Annotated in this window: 16 protein-coding genes; 9 read left to right on the top strand and 7 right to left on the bottom strand. The window is 64.9% G+C overall.

All coding sequences use genetic code 11. The annotated features are described in order from the left end of the window. Positions 1-43: 43 nt before the first annotated feature. Together FJ423_RS27965 and FJ423_RS27960 are read left to right on the top strand one after the other, a co-directional pair. Entirely contained in the window at positions 44-487 is a 444-nt protein-coding gene (locus FJ423_RS27965; protein WP_140846153.1) for a FixH family protein, read from the top strand. 7 nt (positions 488-494) lie between these two features. Continuing rightward, positions 495-1,700: a cytochrome c peroxidase gene (locus FJ423_RS27960; protein ID WP_140846152.1), complete on the top strand. Its 1,206-nt coding sequence runs from the start codon at positions 495-497 to the stop codon at positions 1,698-1,700. Here FJ423_RS27960 and FJ423_RS27955 read toward each other — a convergent pair. After that, positions 1,697-2,149 carry an Lrp/AsnC ligand binding domain-containing protein gene (locus FJ423_RS27955; RefSeq protein WP_040981793.1) on the bottom strand — a complete coding sequence of 151 codons (453 nt, stop codon included), beginning with the start codon at positions 2,147-2,149 and terminating at the stop codon, positions 1,697-1,699. The genes FJ423_RS27960 and FJ423_RS27955 overlap by 4 nt on opposite strands. Positions 2,150-2,314: 165 nt before the next feature. On the opposite strand from FJ423_RS27955, the gene putA reads away from it, so the two are divergent. Next, positions 2,315-5,923 (top strand): bifunctional proline dehydrogenase/L-glutamate gamma-semialdehyde dehydrogenase PutA, encoded by a 3,609-nt coding sequence (putA, locus tag FJ423_RS27950; protein WP_140846151.1) that lies wholly within the window; start codon positions 2,315-2,317, stop codon positions 5,921-5,923. Positions 5,924-5,959: 36 nt separating this feature from the next. Here putA and FJ423_RS27945 read toward each other — a convergent pair whose 3' ends face one another. The 3 genes from FJ423_RS27945 to FJ423_RS27935 all read right to left on the bottom strand — a co-directional run bounded on the left by FJ423_RS27945 (position 5,960) and on the right by FJ423_RS27935 (position 9,743). Next, positions 5,960-6,274: an antibiotic biosynthesis monooxygenase gene (locus FJ423_RS27945; RefSeq protein WP_140846150.1), complete on the bottom strand. Its 315-nt coding sequence runs from the start codon at positions 6,272-6,274 to the stop codon at positions 5,960-5,962. A gap of 44 nt (positions 6,275-6,318) precedes the next feature. Continuing rightward, positions 6,319-7,275 carry a TonB family protein gene (locus FJ423_RS27940; protein WP_140846149.1) on the bottom strand — a complete coding sequence of 319 codons (957 nt, stop codon included), beginning with the start codon at positions 7,273-7,275 and terminating at the stop codon, positions 6,319-6,321. 251 nt (positions 7,276-7,526) lie between these two features. Beyond that, on the bottom strand, positions 7,527-9,743 hold the full coding sequence (locus FJ423_RS27935; RefSeq protein ID WP_181174926.1) for a TonB-dependent hemoglobin/transferrin/lactoferrin family receptor: 2,217 nt from the start codon (positions 9,741-9,743) through the stop codon (positions 7,527-7,529). Between the two features lie 198 nt (positions 9,744-9,941). On the opposite strand from FJ423_RS27935, the gene hemP reads away from it, so the two are divergent. From hemP to FJ423_RS27910, 5 genes are read left to right on the top strand one after another with little or no spacing between them, the layout of a single operon-like run. Continuing rightward, positions 9,942-10,148 carry a hemin uptake protein HemP gene (gene hemP, locus FJ423_RS27930; RefSeq protein ID WP_095765558.1) on the top strand — a complete coding sequence of 69 codons (207 nt, stop codon included), beginning with the start codon at positions 9,942-9,944 and terminating at the stop codon, positions 10,146-10,148. Positions 10,149-10,194: 46 nt separating this feature from the next. After that, positions 10,195-11,256, top strand: coding sequence for a hemin-degrading factor (locus FJ423_RS27925; protein ID WP_140846147.1), 1,062 nt, complete (start codon positions 10,195-10,197; stop codon positions 11,254-11,256). An 11-nt stretch (positions 11,257-11,267) separates the two neighbouring features. After that, complete coding sequence (locus FJ423_RS27920; RefSeq protein ID WP_140846146.1) at positions 11,268-12,161, top strand: hemin ABC transporter substrate-binding protein; 894 nt, start codon at positions 11,268-11,270, stop codon at positions 12,159-12,161. A 6-nt stretch (positions 12,162-12,167) separates the two neighbouring features. Next, complete coding sequence (locus tag FJ423_RS27915; protein WP_140846145.1) at positions 12,168-13,265, top strand: iron ABC transporter permease; 1,098 nt, start codon at positions 12,168-12,170, stop codon at positions 13,263-13,265. Between the two features lie 7 nt (positions 13,266-13,272). Next, positions 13,273-14,061, top strand: coding sequence for a heme ABC transporter ATP-binding protein (locus FJ423_RS27910; protein ID WP_140846144.1), 789 nt, complete (start codon positions 13,273-13,275; stop codon positions 14,059-14,061). 330 nt (positions 14,062-14,391) lie between these two features. On the opposite strand, the gene rirA is transcribed toward FJ423_RS27910, so the two are convergent. Next, positions 14,392-14,853 (bottom strand): iron-responsive transcriptional regulator RirA, encoded by a 462-nt coding sequence (gene rirA / locus FJ423_RS27905; RefSeq protein WP_140846143.1) that lies wholly within the window; start codon positions 14,851-14,853, stop codon positions 14,392-14,394. A 200-nt stretch (positions 14,854-15,053) separates the two neighbouring features. Here rirA and FJ423_RS27900 point away from each other — a divergent pair, with 200 nt between their 5' ends. Further along, on the top strand, positions 15,054-16,343 hold the full coding sequence (locus FJ423_RS27900) for a DUF445 domain-containing protein (protein ID WP_140846142.1): 1,290 nt from the start codon (positions 15,054-15,056) through the stop codon (positions 16,341-16,343). Positions 16,344-16,347: 4 nt separating this feature from the next. On the opposite strand, the gene FJ423_RS27895 is transcribed toward FJ423_RS27900, so the two are convergent. Continuing rightward, a complete protein-coding gene (locus FJ423_RS27895; RefSeq protein WP_140846141.1) occupies positions 16,348-16,743 on the bottom strand; it encodes a hypothetical protein in 396 nt (131 codons plus the stop codon). Positions 16,744-16,770: 27 nt separating this feature from the next. Next, the gene (locus FJ423_RS27890; RefSeq protein ID WP_140846140.1) at positions 16,771-17,661 is read right to left on the bottom strand and encodes a helix-turn-helix domain-containing protein; all 891 of its coding nucleotides are present in this window, start codon (positions 17,659-17,661) and stop codon (positions 16,771-16,773) included. Positions 17,662-17,669 lie beyond the last annotated feature (8 nt).

Raw genomic sequence — 17,669 nt, 5'->3', positions numbered from 1 at the left:
GCGGCAAGCGGCCCGCGACGTTAGCAGCCGAAGAGGAACGGGTTTGGCATCGATATGGCGTTACATTCTTGCGGGCCTCGGTCTGGCCGCTCTGCTGGTCGGCATCGTGGCCGCCATCTATCTGACGCTGCCGCAATCGGCGCCCGGACCGGACCTGTCGCGCTCGAAGAAGACGGCGAACGGCCTGTTTGTCGCGAGCTTCGAGCCGGAGCGCGGCGTCGTCCGGCAGGGCGAGCTGCAGTCCTGGCTGCTGACGCTGAAGACCGCCGCCGGCGCGCCGGTGGAGGGAGCTGCCATCACCGTTTCCGGCGGGATGCCGCGGCACGATCACGGCCTGCCGACCAGTCCGCAGGCGACCGACTATTTGGGCCAGGGGCGCTACCGCATCGACGGCGTGAAGTTCACGATGAGCGGCTGGTGGCAGCTGCACTTCGGTATCTCGGCGGCGGCGGGCTCCGACTCCGTCGTCTTCAACATCGTTTTGTGAGCGGGCAATGAGGCGGCTGATCAGCGTTGCGAGCCTCTTGGCTTTAGCCGCTCTCGCCTTGGGCGGCTGCGGCGAGCCGCAGTTCAGCGACGCCGAGAAGAAAACCATTGCGTCGCTGGCGCTGAACACGCTGCCCTCGCCCAAAGTCGACACCACCAACCAATATGCGGATGTGCCGGCGGCTGCCGCGCTCGGCTCGACGCTGTTCTTCGATGCCGGCATGAGCCGCGACGGCACGGTGTCCTGCTCGACCTGCCACAAGATCGACCGTCAGTTCCAGGACGACCTGCCGCAGGCGGTCGGCGTGGGCCACACCAACCGCCGCACGATGCCGCTGGCGGGCGTGGCGCGCAATCCGTGGTTCTTCTGGGACGGCAGGCGCGACAGCCTGTGGGCGCAGGCGCTGACGCCGCTTGAAAACCCGCTCGAGCAGGCCGGCAATCGAGCCGCCTTCGCGCATTATATCAAGAAGCGGTTCGGCGAGCGCTATGAGCGCATCTTCGGACCGCTGCCGGACCTTTCCAGCGTGCCGGCCAATGCCACCCCGCTCGGCAGCGATGCCGACAAGGCCGCGTGGAACGCCATGCCTGCCGGCCGGCAAGACGACGTCAACCGCGTCTTCGCCAATATCGGCAAGGCGATCGCCGCCTTCGAGCGCTCGATCGAGCCTGAGCAGACGCGCTTCGACCGCTTCGCCATCGATCTGGCGACCGGCGCCAAGCCGGAAGGGGACGCGGCATTCTCGCCGGAGGAAGTCCTTGGGCTGAAGCTGTTCATCGGCAAGGCCAATTGCGTGACCTGCCACAACGGCCCGCGCTTCACCGACAACTCCTTCCACAACACCGGCGTGCCGCCGGTCGACGGCCTGCCGCCTGACCGCGGGCGCGTCGATGCCGTGGCGCAGGTCGGGGCCGATCCTTTCAACTGTCTCGGCAAGTTCCGCGACGGCGACGAGAGCGCCTGCCGCGAGCTGCGCTTCATGGTCAAGGACGGGCCGCAAATCATGCGCGCCTACAAGACTCCGTCGCTCAGGGGCGCCGCAAGTCGACCGCCCTACATGCATGCCGGCCAGTTCGCGACGCTCGATGAGGTGGTGGGGCATTATTTGAAAGCACCGCCCAGCGTGGAAGGCGTCTCCGAAGTGCACCCGCTCGAGCTGTCCGAGCGCGAGCGGGCCGCGCTGGTGGCGTTCCTGAAGACGCTGTCTGATTAGCGATCCTTCACCGTCTCCATCGCCACGAAGGTCGACGTCTGGGCAACGTGGGGCAGGGCGGAGATGCGCTCGCCGAGCACCCGGCGGTAGGCGGCGATGTCGGTGGTGCGGACCTTCAGCAGATAATCGAAGCTCGACGCCATCATGTGGCATTGCTCGATCTCCGGCACGCCCTGCACCGCGCGGTTGAAGGCGTCGAGCGCTGCCGAGCGGGTGTCTGACAGCTTCACCTGGACGAAGGCGACATGGCCTTCGCCCATGCGCTCGCGGTCGATGACCGCGCGATAGCCTCTTATGTAGCCGTCCTTCTCCAGCCGCTTCACGCGCGCCTGCACCGGCGTCTTCGACAAGCCCACCTTCAAAGCGAGTTCAGACATCGAAAGCCGACCGTCGCGCCCGAGCGCGGACAGGATGTTGCGGTCAATGCGGTCCAATTGGTCTTCGGTCATCAAAATTGCAGTCGAAATGATGGGACTAGTCGCTATATGTTAGATCGATCAGTCTGTCATGTCGATTTCTTTGGACCGACTGGAATCCGCAGCTGTGCTAGCTTGCGCCATTCGGTCCGGCGACCGCCAGACCGTTCGCTCACGCTCGCTTTCATGGACCCCGACATGCCGCTCGACGCCATCCGCCAGCAGATCCGCGCCAATTATTTGCCCGACGAAGACGAGGCGGTGAAGCGCCTATCGGCGGCGGCGGGCTTGTCAGCCGAAGAGCGCAAGGCGATCTCGGTGCGCGCGGCCGATCTGGTGCGTGCGGTGCGCGGCTCGACCGATCCAAGGCTGATGGAGGTCTTCCTCTCGGCCTACGGCCTGTCGACCAAGGAAGGCGTGGCGCTGATGTGCCTGGCCGAAGCGCTGCTGCGGGTGCCCGATGCCGAGACGATGGACGATCTCATCGCCGACAAGATCGCGCCGCATGACTGGTCGGCGCATTCGGGCGGCTCGAGCTCCATCTTCGTCAACGCCTCGACCTGGGCGCTGATGCTGACCGGCCGAGTGCTCGACGAAGGCGAGGGCGGCATCGAAGGCACGCTGCGCGCCATGGTGCGCAGGCTTGGCGAGCCGGTGATCCGCAAGGCGGTCGCCGCGGCAATGCGCGAGATGGGCGAGCAGTTCGTGCTTGGCCGCACCATCGCCGAGGCCGTCAAGCGCGGCCGGCCGATGACGCAGAAGGGTTATCTCTATTCCTTCGACATGTTGGGCGAGGCGGCCCGCACCGAAGCCGACGCGCTGCGCTACCACCGCGCCTATGCCGACGCGATCTCCTCGCTCGACGCTGGGTCGAACGGTCCCGACATCCGTTACAATCACGGCATTTCGGTCAAGCTCTCGGCGCTGCATCCACGCTACGAGGTGGCGCAGCGCGAGACGATGCTGCCAGTGATGGCCGAGCGGCTTCTGTCGTTGGCGCTTGCCGCCCGGCATTCACGCATGGGCCTCAACATCGATGCCGAGGAGGCCGACCGGCTCGACCTGTCGCTCGACGTCATCGAACGCGTGCTGGCAGAGCCGGAACTTGCCGGCTGGGACGGTTTCGGCGTCGTTGTCCAGGCCTATGGCCCGCGGGCGGCTTTCGCCATCGACTGGCTCTATGCGCTTGCCAGGAAATACGATCGCAAAATCATGGTGCGGCTGGTGAAGGGCGCCTATTGGGACACCGAGATCAAGCGGGCGCAGACGCTCGGCCTGTCCGGCTATCCGGTCTTCACCCGTAAGGCCAACACCGATGTTTCGTATCTCGCCTGCGCGAAGAAGCTGCTGTCGATGACCGACCGCATCTATCCGCAATTCGCCACACATAACGCGCACACGGTTGCCGCCATCCTATCGATGGCAAAGGACCGCGACAGCTTCGAGTTCCAGCGCCTGCACGGCATGGGCGAGGCGCTGCACGAGACGGTGCGGCAGGCCGAGGGCACGCGCTGTCGCATCTATGCGCCGGTCGGCGCGCATTCGGACCTTCTCGCCTATCTGGTGCGCCGTCTGCTGGAAAACGGCGCCAACTCCTCCTTCGTTCACCAGTTGACCGACGAGGAGGTCGAGCCCGAGGAGATCGCGCGCGATCCGTTCGCGGTGGTCGAGACGCAGGGGCCGGCCGCCAATCCGGCGATCGCGCGCCCGGCCGCGATCTTCGGCGCCGGGCGCCGCAATTCCAAGGGCTTCGACATCACCGATCCGGTGACGCTCGCGGCTATCGAGAAGGCGCGGGCGGCGTTCGCCGGAACGGATCGCTGGCACGCCAAGCCGGTGACGCGCGCCGCGGGCTACGGCCAGCCGCGCCAGATCGTCAATCCTGCCAAGCCCGACGAAATCGTCGGCACTGTACATGAGGCGGCGGTCAAGCAGGTGGCGACCGCCGTGCGCATCGCCGTCGACGCGCAACCCGCCTGGGCGAAGCGTCCGGTTGCCGAGCGCGCCGCGATCCTCAACCGCGCCGCCGACCTCTATGAGGCCAATGCGGTCGAGTTCTTCGCTCTCGCCACCCGCGAGGCCGGCAAATCGCTGGCCGACGGCATCGCCGAAGTGCGCGAGGCGGTCGACTTCCTGCGCTACTACGCGGCCGAGGCGGCCAATGCCGAAGCCGGCACGCAGGCGCGGGGCGCGATCGTCTGCATCTCGCCGTGGAATTTCCCGCTGGCGATCTTCACCGGCCAGATCGCGGCGGCTTTGGTTACCGGCAATTCGGTGATCGCGAAGCCGGCGGAGCAGACGCCGCTGATCGCCTTCCGCGCCGTGGAAATGCTTCGCGAGGCCGGCGTGCCGGAAGACGTCATTCAGCTTTTGCCGGGCGATGGCGCCTCGGTCGGTGCGCCGCTGACGGCCGACCCGCGCATTGCCGGCATCTGCTTCACCGGCTCGACCGAGGTCGCCAAGCTGATCGAGAAGCAACTGGCCGAGACCGCGGCGCCCGATGCGATGCTGATCGCCGAGACCGGCGGATTGAATGCGATGATCGTCGATTCCACCGCGCTGCCGGAACAGGCGGTGCGCGATATCCTCGCCTCCGCCTTCCAGAGCGCCGGCCAGCGCTGCTCGGCGCTGCGCGTGCTCTACGTCCAGAAGGACGTCGAGAAGAAGATGCTGGAAATGCTGAAGGGCGCGATGGAAGCGCTCAATGTCGGCAATCCTTGGGCGATTTCGACCGACGTCGGCCCCGTAATCGATGATGAGGCGCAAGCTTCGATCAGCGACTATTGCAAGAAGAAGGGGCTGGAAGGCAGGCTGATCGCCAAGCTCGAAGCGCCGGCGACCGGCCGTTTCGTGGCGCCGCATGTGTTCCGCGTCAAAGGCATCGAGGAAATGGAGCGGGAGGTGTTCGGCCCGGTGCTGCATGTTGCGACCTTCGATGCCGACGAGACCGACGCGGTGATCGCCGCCATCAACCGCAAGGGCTATGGGCTGACCTTCGGTCTGCACACGCGCATTGAAGGCCGTGTCCAGCATTTTGTCGATGGCATCCATGCCGGCAACATCTATGTCAACCGCAACCAGATCGGCGCCGTCGTCGGTTCGCAGCCCTTCGGCGGCGAGGGGCTTTCAGGCACCGGCCCGAAGGCCGGCGGACCGCATTATCTGCGCCGCTTCCGCAAGGGGCCTGAGGCCGGCACCGAGCTTGGGGAAGGCCACAAGGTGACCGCGACCGAGCTTGCCGACAATCTGCCGGATCCGGCGCTGGGCGGCTGGTCGACGCGGCCGGACCGCGTGGCGATCCTGAGGAAGCATCTGCGCGGCAAGGGCGCGGCGGCGATCGCCGCAGCTGCCAGCCTCGATTTCGGCCAGGTCGACCTGCCCGGGCCGACCGGCGAGGCCAACACGCTGTCGCTGGCACCGCGTGGCCGAGTGCTGTGCCTCGGTCCGGATGCCGAGACGCTGCTTGCCCAGACGATCCAGGCGCTTGCGGCCGGCAATGCCGTGCTGGCCGTGGCGCCGGGCGCGCCGGCGGCGCTATCGGCGCTGACCGGCAAGGGCCTGCCGCTGGCGGCGATCGACGGCCGGCCCGATCCGGTCGAGGCGCGTTCGCTGCGCGTCGATGTCGTCGCCTTCTCCGGCACGCCGGAGGCGGCGCGCATCGTGCGCAAGGTGATTGCCGAGCGCTCCGGGCCGATCGTCCCGCTGGTCAGCGAGGTGCTCAACCCGGCGGCCTACGCGCATGAACGCGCGGTCTGCGTCGACACCACGGCGGCGGGCGGGAACGCCAGTTTGCTCGCCGCAGCATAGTCAGCTCGAGACGGGCTCTTTTGGCGGAGGCGCGTTTCAGGCGCCTTCGACGACCGAGAAGCCTTCGAACTGCGGGTGGCCCAGATAGTGCACCTTCGAGCCGCCGGCATTGCGATGGGCGGTGCGGAAGTTCTCCGATTTCGTCCAGGCGACGAAATCCTCCTCGCTTGCCCAGACCGTGTGCGAGGCAAACAGCGTATAGCCCTCGGTCTCGTTGACCGGCCCGCGCAGCAGGTGGAATTCCCTGAAACCCTGCATTCCGGAGAGGCTTGAATCGCGGTTCTTCCAGACATTCTCGAAGGCTTCTTCCGAGCCGTTCTGGACCTTGAAGCGGTTCATGGCGATATACATTGGTTTCCTTTCGAAATGCACGAATTCTTGAGATGGCGAAAGTTTTAAAAAGGGCCGATCCGCGCCTTGAACACCCAGCTCGATTTTCCGGTCTCGGGTGGAATGGGAGGGAACGGTGCCTGTTTGCGCACCAGCGTCAAGGCGAACTGATCGAGCTCGGCGGATCCTGAACTTTCGGCGAGCTGCAGGTCGCTGACGCTGCCGTCGGCCGCGACGACGAAAACCACCCTGGCATTGTTGCGAGCCTTGGCCTGGATCGATTTCGAAACGCGACGGTTGGCGCGGGCAAGCTTCTTCTGGATTTCACCGCTGTAGCGGGATTCGAGGGCATTGCCGGCGGCCTGTTTCTTGCCCTTGCTGGCGACGACCGGCGCGTCGCGCGTATCGCCATCCGCCGTACCTCGCTGTTCAATGGTTTCGCTTGGCCCCGCCGGCGCGGCTGATGCGCTCGATGTCGCGCTCGGGGCCGGCGATTGCTCGGGCTCGGCAGGAGGCGCTTGTGGGCTTTGCGGCTCGATCGCAGGCGTCGGCTTGCTGTCCGTGGGGACGCTCTGATCATCCTGGCGCGGTGTGGCGGCCGCCAGGATATCCGAGGCCGGCTCGTTGACGGCTTCCGGCGGAGGCTGGCGCGCCACTTGCTCACTTGCCGGCTGCGTCGCCTCGGCCAGCGGAGCGGGTTTCGCGGCCTGGCGCTTCACCGGCTGCGGATCCGGGACCAGGGTAACATCCACCGCGCCGGACGCCTGGTCGTCCAAGGCGCTGCCGATGACGTTGGCGCCGGACTGGTCGGCGCCCTCGGCCCTGATCGCGTCCGCGGAAACGAATGTCCCCGCGGGTGCGATCAGAAACGCTGCCGCGGCGGCGCCATGGAGCAGGCCGGAGGCGATGATCGCCACTGCCCATCTGCGGTCTCCCGCGGATTGCCGCGTCTGCATGAGCGGCGCGTCCGGCTTGATCGCCGGTTCATTGCCTGCATCGGAAGGGTGATTGATGTCCTGCATGTCTGGCGCCGAGACCTGCCGCACGCGAGAAGGAATTGTCAAATCAAGATCGGTTGCCGCCCATGGCGCTGGACCGGAGGCAGGCCACGCCACGGCGCCATGCGGAATGGCCGGATGCAATCCCATCCCTATACGCCGAAAGCGCCTCGGGCCGGAGTCGGCGCGGACTGGGCCCACGCCGGCGCCAGGCCGAGCGACATCGCCAGCGCCGAGGTCAGCAGGCGAGGCGATGCCGTCAAGCTTTCCATTCCTCAGCCGCCAAAACGCATGGTTGCCGCCAGCTCCAGCGTGACGCCGGGTTCGTACAGAACAGCGGTCGTGCTTCGGTTGAGCGGGTTGGTGTATTTGACGTCGAACAGATTGTCGGCGCGGAAGTCGAGCTTGAGATTGTCGGTCGCCTGGTAGCTCGCGAAGGCGTTGACCAGTGTAAAATCCTTGGCAACCGGATTGCCCTTCGGCTTGCCGTTGTACTGGACCTCGCCGCCGACGGTCAGCTTGTCCTGGAGGAAGCGCAGGCCGAGCTGGGCCGTCACCTGCGAGGAGGGGATGGTCGCGAGGTCGGCGCGCTCGCCTTCATAGGAGATGGTGTGGCCGTCGATGATGGAGGCCGACAGGCCGGCATAGCCCCAGCCGGCGTCATAGACGCTTTCCACCTCGAAGCCATCGATCTTGGCCTTGGCGAAGTTCTGGTATTGGAAGCAGATCGGAATGCCCGGACCGAACGGGCAGCCGCTGGTTGGATCGAAGGGCGAGAGCGTCACGCCGTCGATGTAATCGTCGACATTGTTGTGGAAGTAGGCTGCCTTGAGCCGCAGCGCGTCGCCGCCCTCGATGATGTCGTTCTGCTGGTAGTTGACGCCGAACTCGACTGTCTTGCCGGTCTCGGGCTTCAGGTTCGGGTTGGGCAGGAACGGAAAGCTGACCCCGGCCGGATGGTTGCCGCTGATCAGCGTCTCGGTCAGCGAGGGCGAGCGATAGCCTTCGGCGTAGGTGCCGTAGAACTGCAGGCCGGCCAGACCGGCGCTTTCGAAGGGCGAGACGCCGACCGTGATGCGCGGCGATACTCGGTCGCCGGAGGTCTCATTCGTGTCGTCCTTCAGACTGTAATGGTCGTAGCGCAGGCCGCCAATGACCTCGAGCCACTCCCAAGTCAGCTTGTCCTGGATGTAGGCGCCGGAGACGTTGCGCTTGCCCGACGGCGTGTAGAAGGAGTCGCCGCCGGCCGTGCCGCCTGTATCGACGTCGTCGCCGACCCAGTCACCGCCATAGGTCAGTTCGTGGGCGACGCTCGCCGTCTCGAAGCGCGACGTGTTCCAGATGTCGATGCCGGTCGTGCCGACATCGAAGGTCGACAGCGAGCCGGCGGGCAGCAGCACGGGCAGGCCGGTCACCGGATCGAAGCGGTTCTGCGCGGTAAGCGTCGTCAGGTCGAGATTGGTTCTGTTGTAGGAGGCGTTGATGTGGAGGTCGAGCCAACTCCTGGCATCGTCGGTGATGTTGTAGCGGGCCGTGAACGTGTTCGACTTCAGATCGACGTCATTCGCCGGCACGCCGCCGCTGGTCTCGGTCCAGCCGTCCTTGGAGCCGACCCAGCCGAGCTTCAATTCGCTGTTTTCGGTCGGGCGTATGGTGGTCTTGAGCAGGCCGCTCAGCACATTGAAACCGGTGCCGGCAACGGTGTCGCCGCCGCCGTTCTTATAGTCGTCGTAGTCGCGGTAGACGATGTTGCCGAGAACATCCCAGTTCTCGTTGATCCGGTAAACGCCGGTCGCACTGGTGGTCCAGCCCTTGCCGTTGCTTTCATAGCGCCCGGTCAGCGAGCCGGCCCAAGTCTCCTCCGGCGTGAGGAAATCGGCGGCGTCCTTGGTGTCGAAGAAGACGACGCCGCCGATGGCGCCGGAGCCATAGGTGTTGGCGGTCGGGCCGCGGATGATGTCGACGGATTTGATCAGCTCGGGATCGACATAGAAGGTCGACTGCGTGCCATGGTCCGAGCGCTGGAAATCCTGCCTTGCGCCGTCGACGATCACCGCGACGCGGCCGAAATCCTGGAGGCCGCGGATGTTGATGCTCGAAGAGACACGCCGCGCGTCGGCCTGCACGGTGACACCGGGCACGCCGAGCAGCATCTCGTTCGGCGTCGTCGCCATGCGGCGGTCGAGCTGCTCCTGGTCGACATGGCTGGCGGAAGCCAGCGACTGGATCGCGGTTTCGCCGGTGCGGCTGATGACGAGGATCTTGTCGAGCAGCGTCCCTTCGGCCGCGGCCTTCTCGTCAGCCTTCTTTTTCTGATCGGCCTGCTGCTGGTTGACCGGCTGCGCGGCTTGCTGCGCTTGCGCGGCGGGCGCGCTGAGCGCGATCGCCGCCGCTCCGGCCATCAATGCGGCGATTGTCTTTGCAATCGATCGAAAGCCCGGCCCCGCACTATTGCCTGCAAGGCCCGTCCGTCCCCAAGTCGCCAACCCCATTGCCCCAACTCCAGATTTCAGCTCGCAGCTGGCTGGCCGGTGGCTCGCTCGCATTTTTGATCACATCCGGCGTCTTAAATCTTGACTCATTTACTCCGGTAATGCACGACTAGTAAACATGACTGTTAGAGTCAAGAATTCAATCGGCATTTTATGAGGCTGCGGCCAAGGTGGCCGTCAGAGGAAAGGACCGACCCGATGAACACGCACAATCCCAACGATTTCCGCTATCGCGTCCGCCGCCCGGAAGACACGCAGATGCATTACGAAAGGGTACCGTTGGCGGTGAGGACGCTCTCCAGCAACACGCTGTTCCAGGGCGAGCACGAGATCGGCATCGAGCATCATGGCGCGCTCTACCGCCTGAAGATCACCCGCCAGGGCAAGCTGATCCTCAACAAGTGATCGGAACCGGCGGGCGAGCAGACATCAGACAATACGGGTGGACGAAATGGACCAGCGCGTTAAGCCGTCGCCGGAGGAAATCCGGCGGGCGCGAGAAGAAAATCCGAAAATACGCGAGCGCGATCTCTCGGCGCAACTGGGCATTTCGGAAGCGGAACTGGTTGCAGCGCACTGCGGCTTCGGCACTGTCCGCGTCGAGCCGCGCGTCAACGACCTTTTGACCGGCCTCGAGGCGGTCGGCGAGGTGATGGCGCTGACCCGGAACGAAAGCGCCGTGCACGAGAAGATCGGCGTCTACGACAAAATCGTCACCGGCAACCACAACGCCATGGTGCTTGGCGAGAACATCGACCTGCGCATCTTCCCGAAGGTCTGGGCGCATGGCTTTGCCGTCGAAAAGCGCGACGGCGGCGAGATCCGCCGCAGCCTACAGTTCTTCGACGCGGCGGGCGAGGCAGTGCACAAGGTGCATCTGAGGCCCGCATCCAATCTCTATGCCTACCAGAAACTGGTGGCGAGCCTCGAATCGTCGAACCAGGAACCGACCGTCGCGATCCTCCCAAGCGCCGCGGAAGGAGAGGATGAAGGGCAGGGCGCGGCTGCCTCGATCGGCGATCTGCGCGACCGCTGGAGCCGGCTTACCGACGTGCATCAGTTCTTCGGCATGCTGAAGACACTGAAGCTCAGCCGCCGCGAGGCCGTGCGCATGGTGGGCCAGGACTATGCCTGGCTGCTCGACAATGACGCGGTCAGCGCCATGTTGCACCACGCTGCGGCAGGCGAGATGCCGATCATGTGCTTCGTCGGCAACCGCGGCTGCATCCAGATCCATTCCGGCCCGATCAAGTCGGTCAAGCCGATGGGTCCGTGGCTCAACGTGGTCGACCAGACTTTCCATCTGCATCTGAGGACCGACCACATCCGCGAAGTCTGGGCGGTGCGCAAACCCACCAAGGACGGCCATGTCACCTCGCTGGAGGCCTATGACGCCAATGGCGGCATGATCATCCAGTTCTTCGGCAAGCGCCATGAAGGCGAAGGCGAGCGGGAAGACTGGCGTTTTCTCGCCGAGAACCTGCCCCGCATTCCCAATCCGACCGCTGCATGAGGTAGCACCCAATGCGCTTTGTTCTCAGTTTCCGCGCAGCGCTCGCGCCGATGCTCGGCGTCCTGCTTGCCGTCGCCCTCCTGCCGGCCAAGGCGGACGAAGGCATGACAGTCTTTTCGGACAGCTCGCGGATCGTCTCCATAGGCGGCTCGATCACCGAGATCGTCTATGCGCTCGGCGAGGAAGGCCGCCTCGTCGCCCGCGACTCGACCAGCAGCTATCCCGAGGCGGCGGCGAAGCTGCCGGATGTCGGCTATATGCGCGCGCTGTCGCCCGAGGGTGTCCTATCTGTCAATCCGACCGGGATCCTGGCGCTGCAGGGCAGCGGCCCGAAAGAAGCGGTCGACGTGCTGAAGAAGTCGAGCGTGCCTTTCGTCGAGGTGCCGGACAACTACAATCATGAGGGCATTCTCGAAAAGATCCGCCTCGTGGGAAAAGCGCTAGAGGTCGGGGCCAAGGCGGAGAAGCTCGCCGTCGAGACGGACGCGAAGCTGACGGCGGCCGAAAAGCAGACGGCTGCGATCAAGGATCGCAAGCGCGTGCTGTTCGTGCTGTCGACGCAGGGCGGCAAGATCCTTGCCGCCGGCAGCGACACGGCGGCCGACGGCATCGTCAAGCTGGCCGGCGCGGTCAATGCGGTCGAGGGTTTTTCCGGCTACAAGTCGATGACCGACGAGGCGATCGTCAGCGCCAGGCCGGACGTCATCCTGACGATGAAGGGCGCCGGACCACCGATCTCGGAAGAGGAGTTGTTCGCCAACCCTGGCGTCGCTTCAACACCGGCGGGCGCCGACCGCAAGATGATCAGCATGGGGGGCGCCTACCTGCACGGCTTCGGGCCGCGCACGGCCGAAGCCATCCACGATCTTGCCGTTTCGCTCTACGGCAACCAGGTCCTGGACTGAGCGGCGATGGCCGAACAATCCATTGCCGGCGCGGGCAGGGTGATGACGGCCGATGGCGACCGCTCGGCCCGGGCAAGGTTCGTCAACGCGCTCTTGTGCCTGGCGCTGGCGCTCTGCGTGTTCCTGTCCCTGACGTCGGGCGCTTCCGACGCCTCCGCAGTCCGCGTCATCCGCGATTGGTTTACGAGCACCATGCCTGCCGACGCGGCGCTTGCGGCGCGCGACCGGCTGATCGTCTATGACATCCGCATGCCGCGCGTGCTGCTCGGCGTGCTGATCGGCGCAGCGCTCGCCGTCTGCGGCGCGGTGATGCAGGGGCTGTTCCGCAACCCGCTTGCCGATCCCGGCCTTATCGGCGTCTCCGCCGGCTCCAGTCTCGGTGCGGTGGCGATCATCGTGGTCGGCACGACCTGGCTTGCGCCCGTCACGCTTGCGCTGGGCACGCTGGCTTTGCCGCTCGCGGCATTCTTCGGCGGGCTCGCGGTGACATTGCTGCTTTACGCCATCGCCACGCGCCAGGGCAGGACGTCGGTCGCCACCATGCTGCTTGCCGGCATCGCCATCAGCGCTCTTGCCATGGCGCTCACCGGCATCCTCATCTTCATGGCCGACGACCGGCAGCTGCGCGACCTGACGTTCTGGCAGCTCGGCTCGCTGGCTGGCGCGACATGGCCGAAGATCGGCACCGTGGGGCCGGTGATCGCGCTGGCGCTATCGGCAATGCCGTTCCTGTCGCGCGGCCTCAACGCGCTGGCGCTGGGCGAGGCGACCGCGGGCCATCTCGGCATTGCGGTGCAGCGGCTGAAATACACGGCTGTCGTCGCGGTGTCGGCGGCGGTCGGCGCTTCGGTCGCGATCAGCGGCGGCATCGGGTTCATCGGCATTGTCGTGCCGCATGTCCTGCGGCTGGCGATCGGGCCGGACAACCGTTATCTGCTGCCGGCCTCGGCCCTGCTCGGCGCATCGCTGCTTCTCATCGCAGACGCGGTCGCCCGCACCATCGTCGCGCCCGCCGAACTGCCGATCGGCATCGTCACCGCGGTCGCCGGCGCGCCGTTGTTCCTGTGGATCCTGCTGCGCAAGCGTGGCGTCGTTGATCTATGAGCTCGCCATGATCGAAGCGCGCGACATTTCGGTGGCGATCGGCGGCAAGCGCATCGTGTCGCATGTCGATTTCGCGGCGCGGCCCGGCGCGGTGACGGCCGTCGTCGGACCGAACGGATCCGGCAAGACGACGCTGCTCAAGGCACTGACCGGCGAGCTTGCCTATACCGGCACCGTCACCCTCAACGGCCGCGATCTGTCCGCGATGAAGCCGGTCGAGGCAGCCACACTGCGCGCGGTGCTGCCGCAATCGACAGCTCTGTCCTTCCCGTTCACCGTGCGCGAGATCGTTCGCCTCGGCCTGGTCGGCGGTCGATCCGGCATGCTGCCCGGCGAGGATGCGCGTTTGCCCGAGCGGGCGCTGGCGCGTGTCGACCTCGACGGTTTCGCCGGCCGTTTCTACCAGGAACTTTCCGGCGGCGAGCAGCAGCGCGTGCAGCTTGCACGCGTGCTGTGTCAGGTCTGGGCGCCGGTGCTCGAAGGGCGGCCGCGCTATCTGTTCCTCGACGAGCCGGTCTCCAGCCTCGACATCAAGCACCAGCTCATCATCATGAACATCGCGCGCGATTTCGCCCGGCGCGGCGGCGGCGTGGTGGCGATCCTGCATGACCTCAACCTGACGGCCATGTATGCCGACCGGATTTTCATGCTGCATGGCGGCCGGCTGGCGGCTGCGGGGTCGCCAACGGACGTACTGAACGACGAGATGATCGAAAAGGTGTTTGACTGCAGGCTGAAGGTTGGTGCTCTGCCCGCCGGCAGCGTGCCGTTCGTGCTGCCGCAGTCGGCGGCTTAGGTCTGGCGGCAAGGGGCGGTTTCCCGCCTTCGTCATCCACGGGCGGAGCGGGAGCGAAGCGGACGCGGAGACCCGAGGATCCATTCCGTTACATCAGCCGAAGAATGCGGCGATCCAGAACGAGCGTTGGCGCCAACGCCAGTTCTGCATCGCTGTAGGGCTGAAACGTCACGGAATGGATTCTAGGGTCTGCGCTGCGTCGCTGCGCTCCTTGCTCCGCCCTAGAATGACGAAGCCATGGGGTGGCGCCCCACCCGGGAAGTCACGGGCGGCGTCGCACCAGGGAAGGCGTGGGGTGGCAGCCTCGAGAACCAAGCCGCCAGGGCCCGATCACGCCGCTGGGGCGCGCTGCTCCAAGAGGTCGATGCCGAGCAGGCTGCGCACATTCGGGCGCGCGGCGACGAGATCGGCGATCGTGTAGCGGGAAAGCACGGCGAAGAAGGCGTTGAGCGCCTCGCGCAGCGCCGAATTCAGGGCGCAACTGTCGACCAGCGGGCATTCGGCTGCGTCGTTCTCGAAGCATTCGGCCATGGCGAAACTCTCTTCGGTGACGCGCACGACATCGAACAGGTTGATCTGTTCCGCCGGACGGCCGAGCCGCACCCCGCCGTTGCGGCCGCGCACGGTCTCGACCAGGCCGGCCTCGACCAGCGGCTGCAGGATCTTGAAGAGGAACAGCTCGGACACCGAATAGGCGGCGGCGATCTCGGGGATGCGGCTCAGCCTTTCGGTGTTAGCGGCGCAGTACATCAGAATGCGCATCGCATAATTGGTCTGGCGCGTGAGCCGCATGATATCCTCGCGAAATATTAGCTTGAAGCCGAATATGGCCCATAGTTTGGAACAATTCCAGACTGGACCGGCACATAGCTGAATAATCGTGTCAACTTTTTGTGCATGCCGGCGCAGATTGGTGCTCCCGCGCTTCGAACGAGCGTTTTGCCGGCGCAGCCACTAGATAGAAGCGGGTGCAAACAGGAAACGGCCTTTCCATGCCACAGTCAGCTTCGGCCCCCGCGCCGGTTCGATTCGACGCCGATGCCAAGGCGAAGCTCTCGGCGTTGCGGCGGACCAAGTTCGTCGCCGCCGCGGCGCTCGCGCTGTGCATCCTCGTCTTTGCGCTCGCCAAGTCCTTCGAGGGCGGGCATCCGTGGCTCGGCTTCGTCGCGGCCTTCTCCGAGGCGGCGACCATCGGCGGCCTCGCCGACTGGTATGCCGTGGTGGCGCTGTTCCGGCGGCCGCTCGGGCTGCCGATCCCGCACACGGCCATCATTCCGGAGAACCAGCACCGGATCGCCGACAATCTCGGCCGCTTCATCGAGGCCAACTTCCTGGCGCCGGAGCCGGTGCGCGAGAAGCTTGCCGAGGTCGATTTCGCCGCTTTGGTCGCCGACTGGCTGGCCGACGCCGAACGCGCCTCCGATCTGTCGCGATTCGTCGTACGCCTGGTGCCGCAGACATTGACGGCGGTGGAACAATCAGGCCTCCGTGACTTCGTCACCAGCCGCATGCTGGAGCAGATCGAGAAGGTGCCGCTGGCGCCGCTCGCGGCCGATCTTTTGTCGGCGCTGACCGACGATCGCCGCCACCAGAAGCTTTTCGACGAGTTCATCCGGGTCGTCGGGCGTTTCCTCAACGACGAGCAGGCGCTGGCGACGATGCGTGAAAAGATTCGCGAGGAACTGCCGTCGCTGTTCAACCTGTTTCGCGCCGACGCCTATCTTCTGAAGAAGATCGTCGCGTCGGCGGGTTCGCTGCTCGATGAGGTGCGGGCCGATCCCGACCATCCGATGCGTGCCGAATTCGACGGCTTCGTACTTGGCTTTATCGAGCGGCTCAGGACCTCGAAGCAATATGCCAGGCGCGCCGAGAAGCTGAAGCGCGATTTCCTCGGACGTCCGGAGGTGCGGGCGCTGGCCGGCGATGCATGGACAAGCCTGCGCCTGTTCATCGAGCAGGACGTCAATGCGCCGAATTCGACGATCCGCGAGCACCTCGCCAACATGTTCGTCGAGGTCGGGAGGCATCTGGCCGAAGACGCCCAGATCAGGGCCGATATGAACCAGGGTTTTGTCGTGGCGCTGGCTTCGTTCGTCGAGAGCCAGAAGAGCGGGGTGTCGACATTCATCGCCGATCAGGTCAAGCGCTGGGACCTGGCGCAACTGACGCGGCTGATCGAGCTGAACATCGGCAGGGACCTGCAATATATCCGCTTCAACGGCATGATCGTCGGCGGGCTTGCCGGGCTGGCGCTCCATACGGCGGAGCGGCTGTTCCGGTAGTGGGTCAGTTTGAAATCTTGCGCCTTGCGCCTGTCCAGAAAGCATAAACCTCTTTTGCTTGCTCGATCCAAAATCTCGTTTGGTCTTTCGCGTCAAAACCAAGATGTTGAGCAAGCACGAAGAACCCGGCACCCGGTTCCATGTCACCGTGCTTATGGACTACTACGGCGCTCAGCATGCCGCGCCCTGCCTCGTGTTCTTCGACCGATACTTCACCAAGCAGATGGAAAAGCCGCGTATCAAAAGCGTCGAACCGCACGGCAGAAATTTTGGTGACAAGGTCCGAATATGTGATCTGCCCTCGAACTTTGGCCCTCCCAATCATGGCCTGGCGGGCCTGTTCCTTCGCCGACTTCCAATTTCCTGCGGATATGCCGAAATCTGATGCTGACCGTAGCATGGTGTAATCTGCCCCGCCCTACAATGCCTAACGTATCAGGGTGCCTCGCTTCTTGTAAGGCCCGCGCACCATCGGCTTCTCTGCCTCCTTCGCTTCGATCAGCGCCACGATGTCGGCGATCTCCCAAAGCTTGTCGGTCACGCCAGCGGCCATGGCCGGGGTAACGCGCAACGTTTTATGAATGCGGACGAAGTTGTAATACATGAAGTGGAGCGCGACCGCGTTGGCGTGGGCTTCCACCTTCTTTGAGAAGCCGTTGGTCAGACGGGTGAAGCGGCGCATATGCATCCGCATGGTGAGGTTCTGGCGTTCGGCAAATGACGTGCTGACGTGCTTGGGATCGGGATTGCCTTCGATGGTCTCTTTGCGTGCGCCAGTGCATTCGGCGGGGCTGTAGCGGCCCTTGGCGCTATCCGGCGACGTGCCATAAATCTTGACCAGCATGACGTAATCAACATCGCCACCGAATGCGCCTTCGACCGCTTCAAGATAGGCCCTGTGACCGTCGCTAGTGAGCTGCACACGGTTGGCGAGGCGGCGGGAAAGATCGTCAATGAACGCCATCGCGTATTCGCTGTCGCGGCCACCAACCAACCACGACATGACAAGCTTGGTGTCGGCATCGATGGCCGTCCAAGTCCAGGTATCCCCAGCCCATTCCGGCGCTGATTTGGCGGCCGGGACATTCTTTTCCTTGGCGTAGGTGAAGCTCCAGATTTCATCGACCTGAACGCGCTTGCTGGTCAGATTGCGAAGGGCTTCGTCCTGATATTGTGCGCAAACTTCGCCAGCGTCCGAAAGAAGCTTGGCGACAGTATTTTTGCTGATACCCATGATGCGGGTGATCGCGCGGATAGACTGACCTTCGCAGAGCATGTGAAGGATTTGAGACCGGGCTTGGGCGTCCAACTTATTCATACTGACCA

This window comes from Mesorhizobium sp. B2-8-9, assembly GCF_006439475.1.
In the GTDB taxonomy this organism is placed as follows: Bacteria; Pseudomonadota; Alphaproteobacteria; order Rhizobiales; family Rhizobiaceae; genus Mesorhizobium.
This window is presented reverse-complemented; position numbering and strand designations above follow the sequence as displayed.

Excerpts from the sequence above, each read along its gene's own strand:
- FJ423_RS27960 (WP_140846152.1), top strand. The coding sequence starts at position 495 with ATGAGGCGGCTGATCAGCGTTGCGAGCCTCTTGGCTTTAGCCGCTCTC.
- FJ423_RS27890 (WP_140846140.1), bottom strand. The coding sequence starts at position 17,661 with ATGAATAAGTTGGACGCCCAAGCCCGGTCTCAAATCCTTCACATGCTC.
- FJ423_RS27945 (WP_140846150.1), bottom strand. The coding sequence starts at position 6,274 with ATGTATATCGCCATGAACCGCTTCAAGGTCCAGAACGGCTCGGAAGAA.
- rirA (WP_140846143.1), bottom strand. The coding sequence starts at position 14,853 with ATGCGGCTCACGCGCCAGACCAATTATGCGATGCGCATTCTGATGTAC.
- FJ423_RS27910 (WP_140846144.1), top strand. The coding sequence starts at position 13,273 with ATGATCGAAGCGCGCGACATTTCGGTGGCGATCGGCGGCAAGCGCATC.
- FJ423_RS27935 (WP_181174926.1), bottom strand. The coding sequence starts at position 9,743 with ATGGGGTTGGCGACTTGGGGACGGACGGGCCTTGCAGGCAATAGTGCG.
- FJ423_RS27920 (WP_140846146.1), top strand. The coding sequence starts at position 11,268 with ATGCGCTTTGTTCTCAGTTTCCGCGCAGCGCTCGCGCCGATGCTCGGC.
- FJ423_RS27895 (WP_140846141.1), bottom strand. The coding sequence starts at position 16,743 with ATGCTACGGTCAGCATCAGATTTCGGCATATCCGCAGGAAATTGGAAG.
- putA (WP_140846151.1), top strand. The coding sequence starts at position 2,315 with ATGCCGCTCGACGCCATCCGCCAGCAGATCCGCGCCAATTATTTGCCC.
- FJ423_RS27915 (WP_140846145.1), top strand. The coding sequence starts at position 12,168 with ATGGCCGAACAATCCATTGCCGGCGCGGGCAGGGTGATGACGGCCGAT.
- FJ423_RS27955 (WP_040981793.1), bottom strand. The coding sequence starts at position 2,149 with ATGACCGAAGACCAATTGGACCGCATTGACCGCAACATCCTGTCCGCG.
- FJ423_RS27940 (WP_140846149.1), bottom strand. The coding sequence starts at position 7,275 with ATGCAGGACATCAATCACCCTTCCGATGCAGGCAATGAACCGGCGATC.
- FJ423_RS27900 (WP_140846142.1), top strand. The coding sequence starts at position 15,054 with ATGCCACAGTCAGCTTCGGCCCCCGCGCCGGTTCGATTCGACGCCGAT.
- hemP (WP_095765558.1), top strand. The coding sequence starts at position 9,942 with ATGAACACGCACAATCCCAACGATTTCCGCTATCGCGTCCGCCGCCCG.
- FJ423_RS27925 (WP_140846147.1), top strand. The coding sequence starts at position 10,195 with ATGGACCAGCGCGTTAAGCCGTCGCCGGAGGAAATCCGGCGGGCGCGA.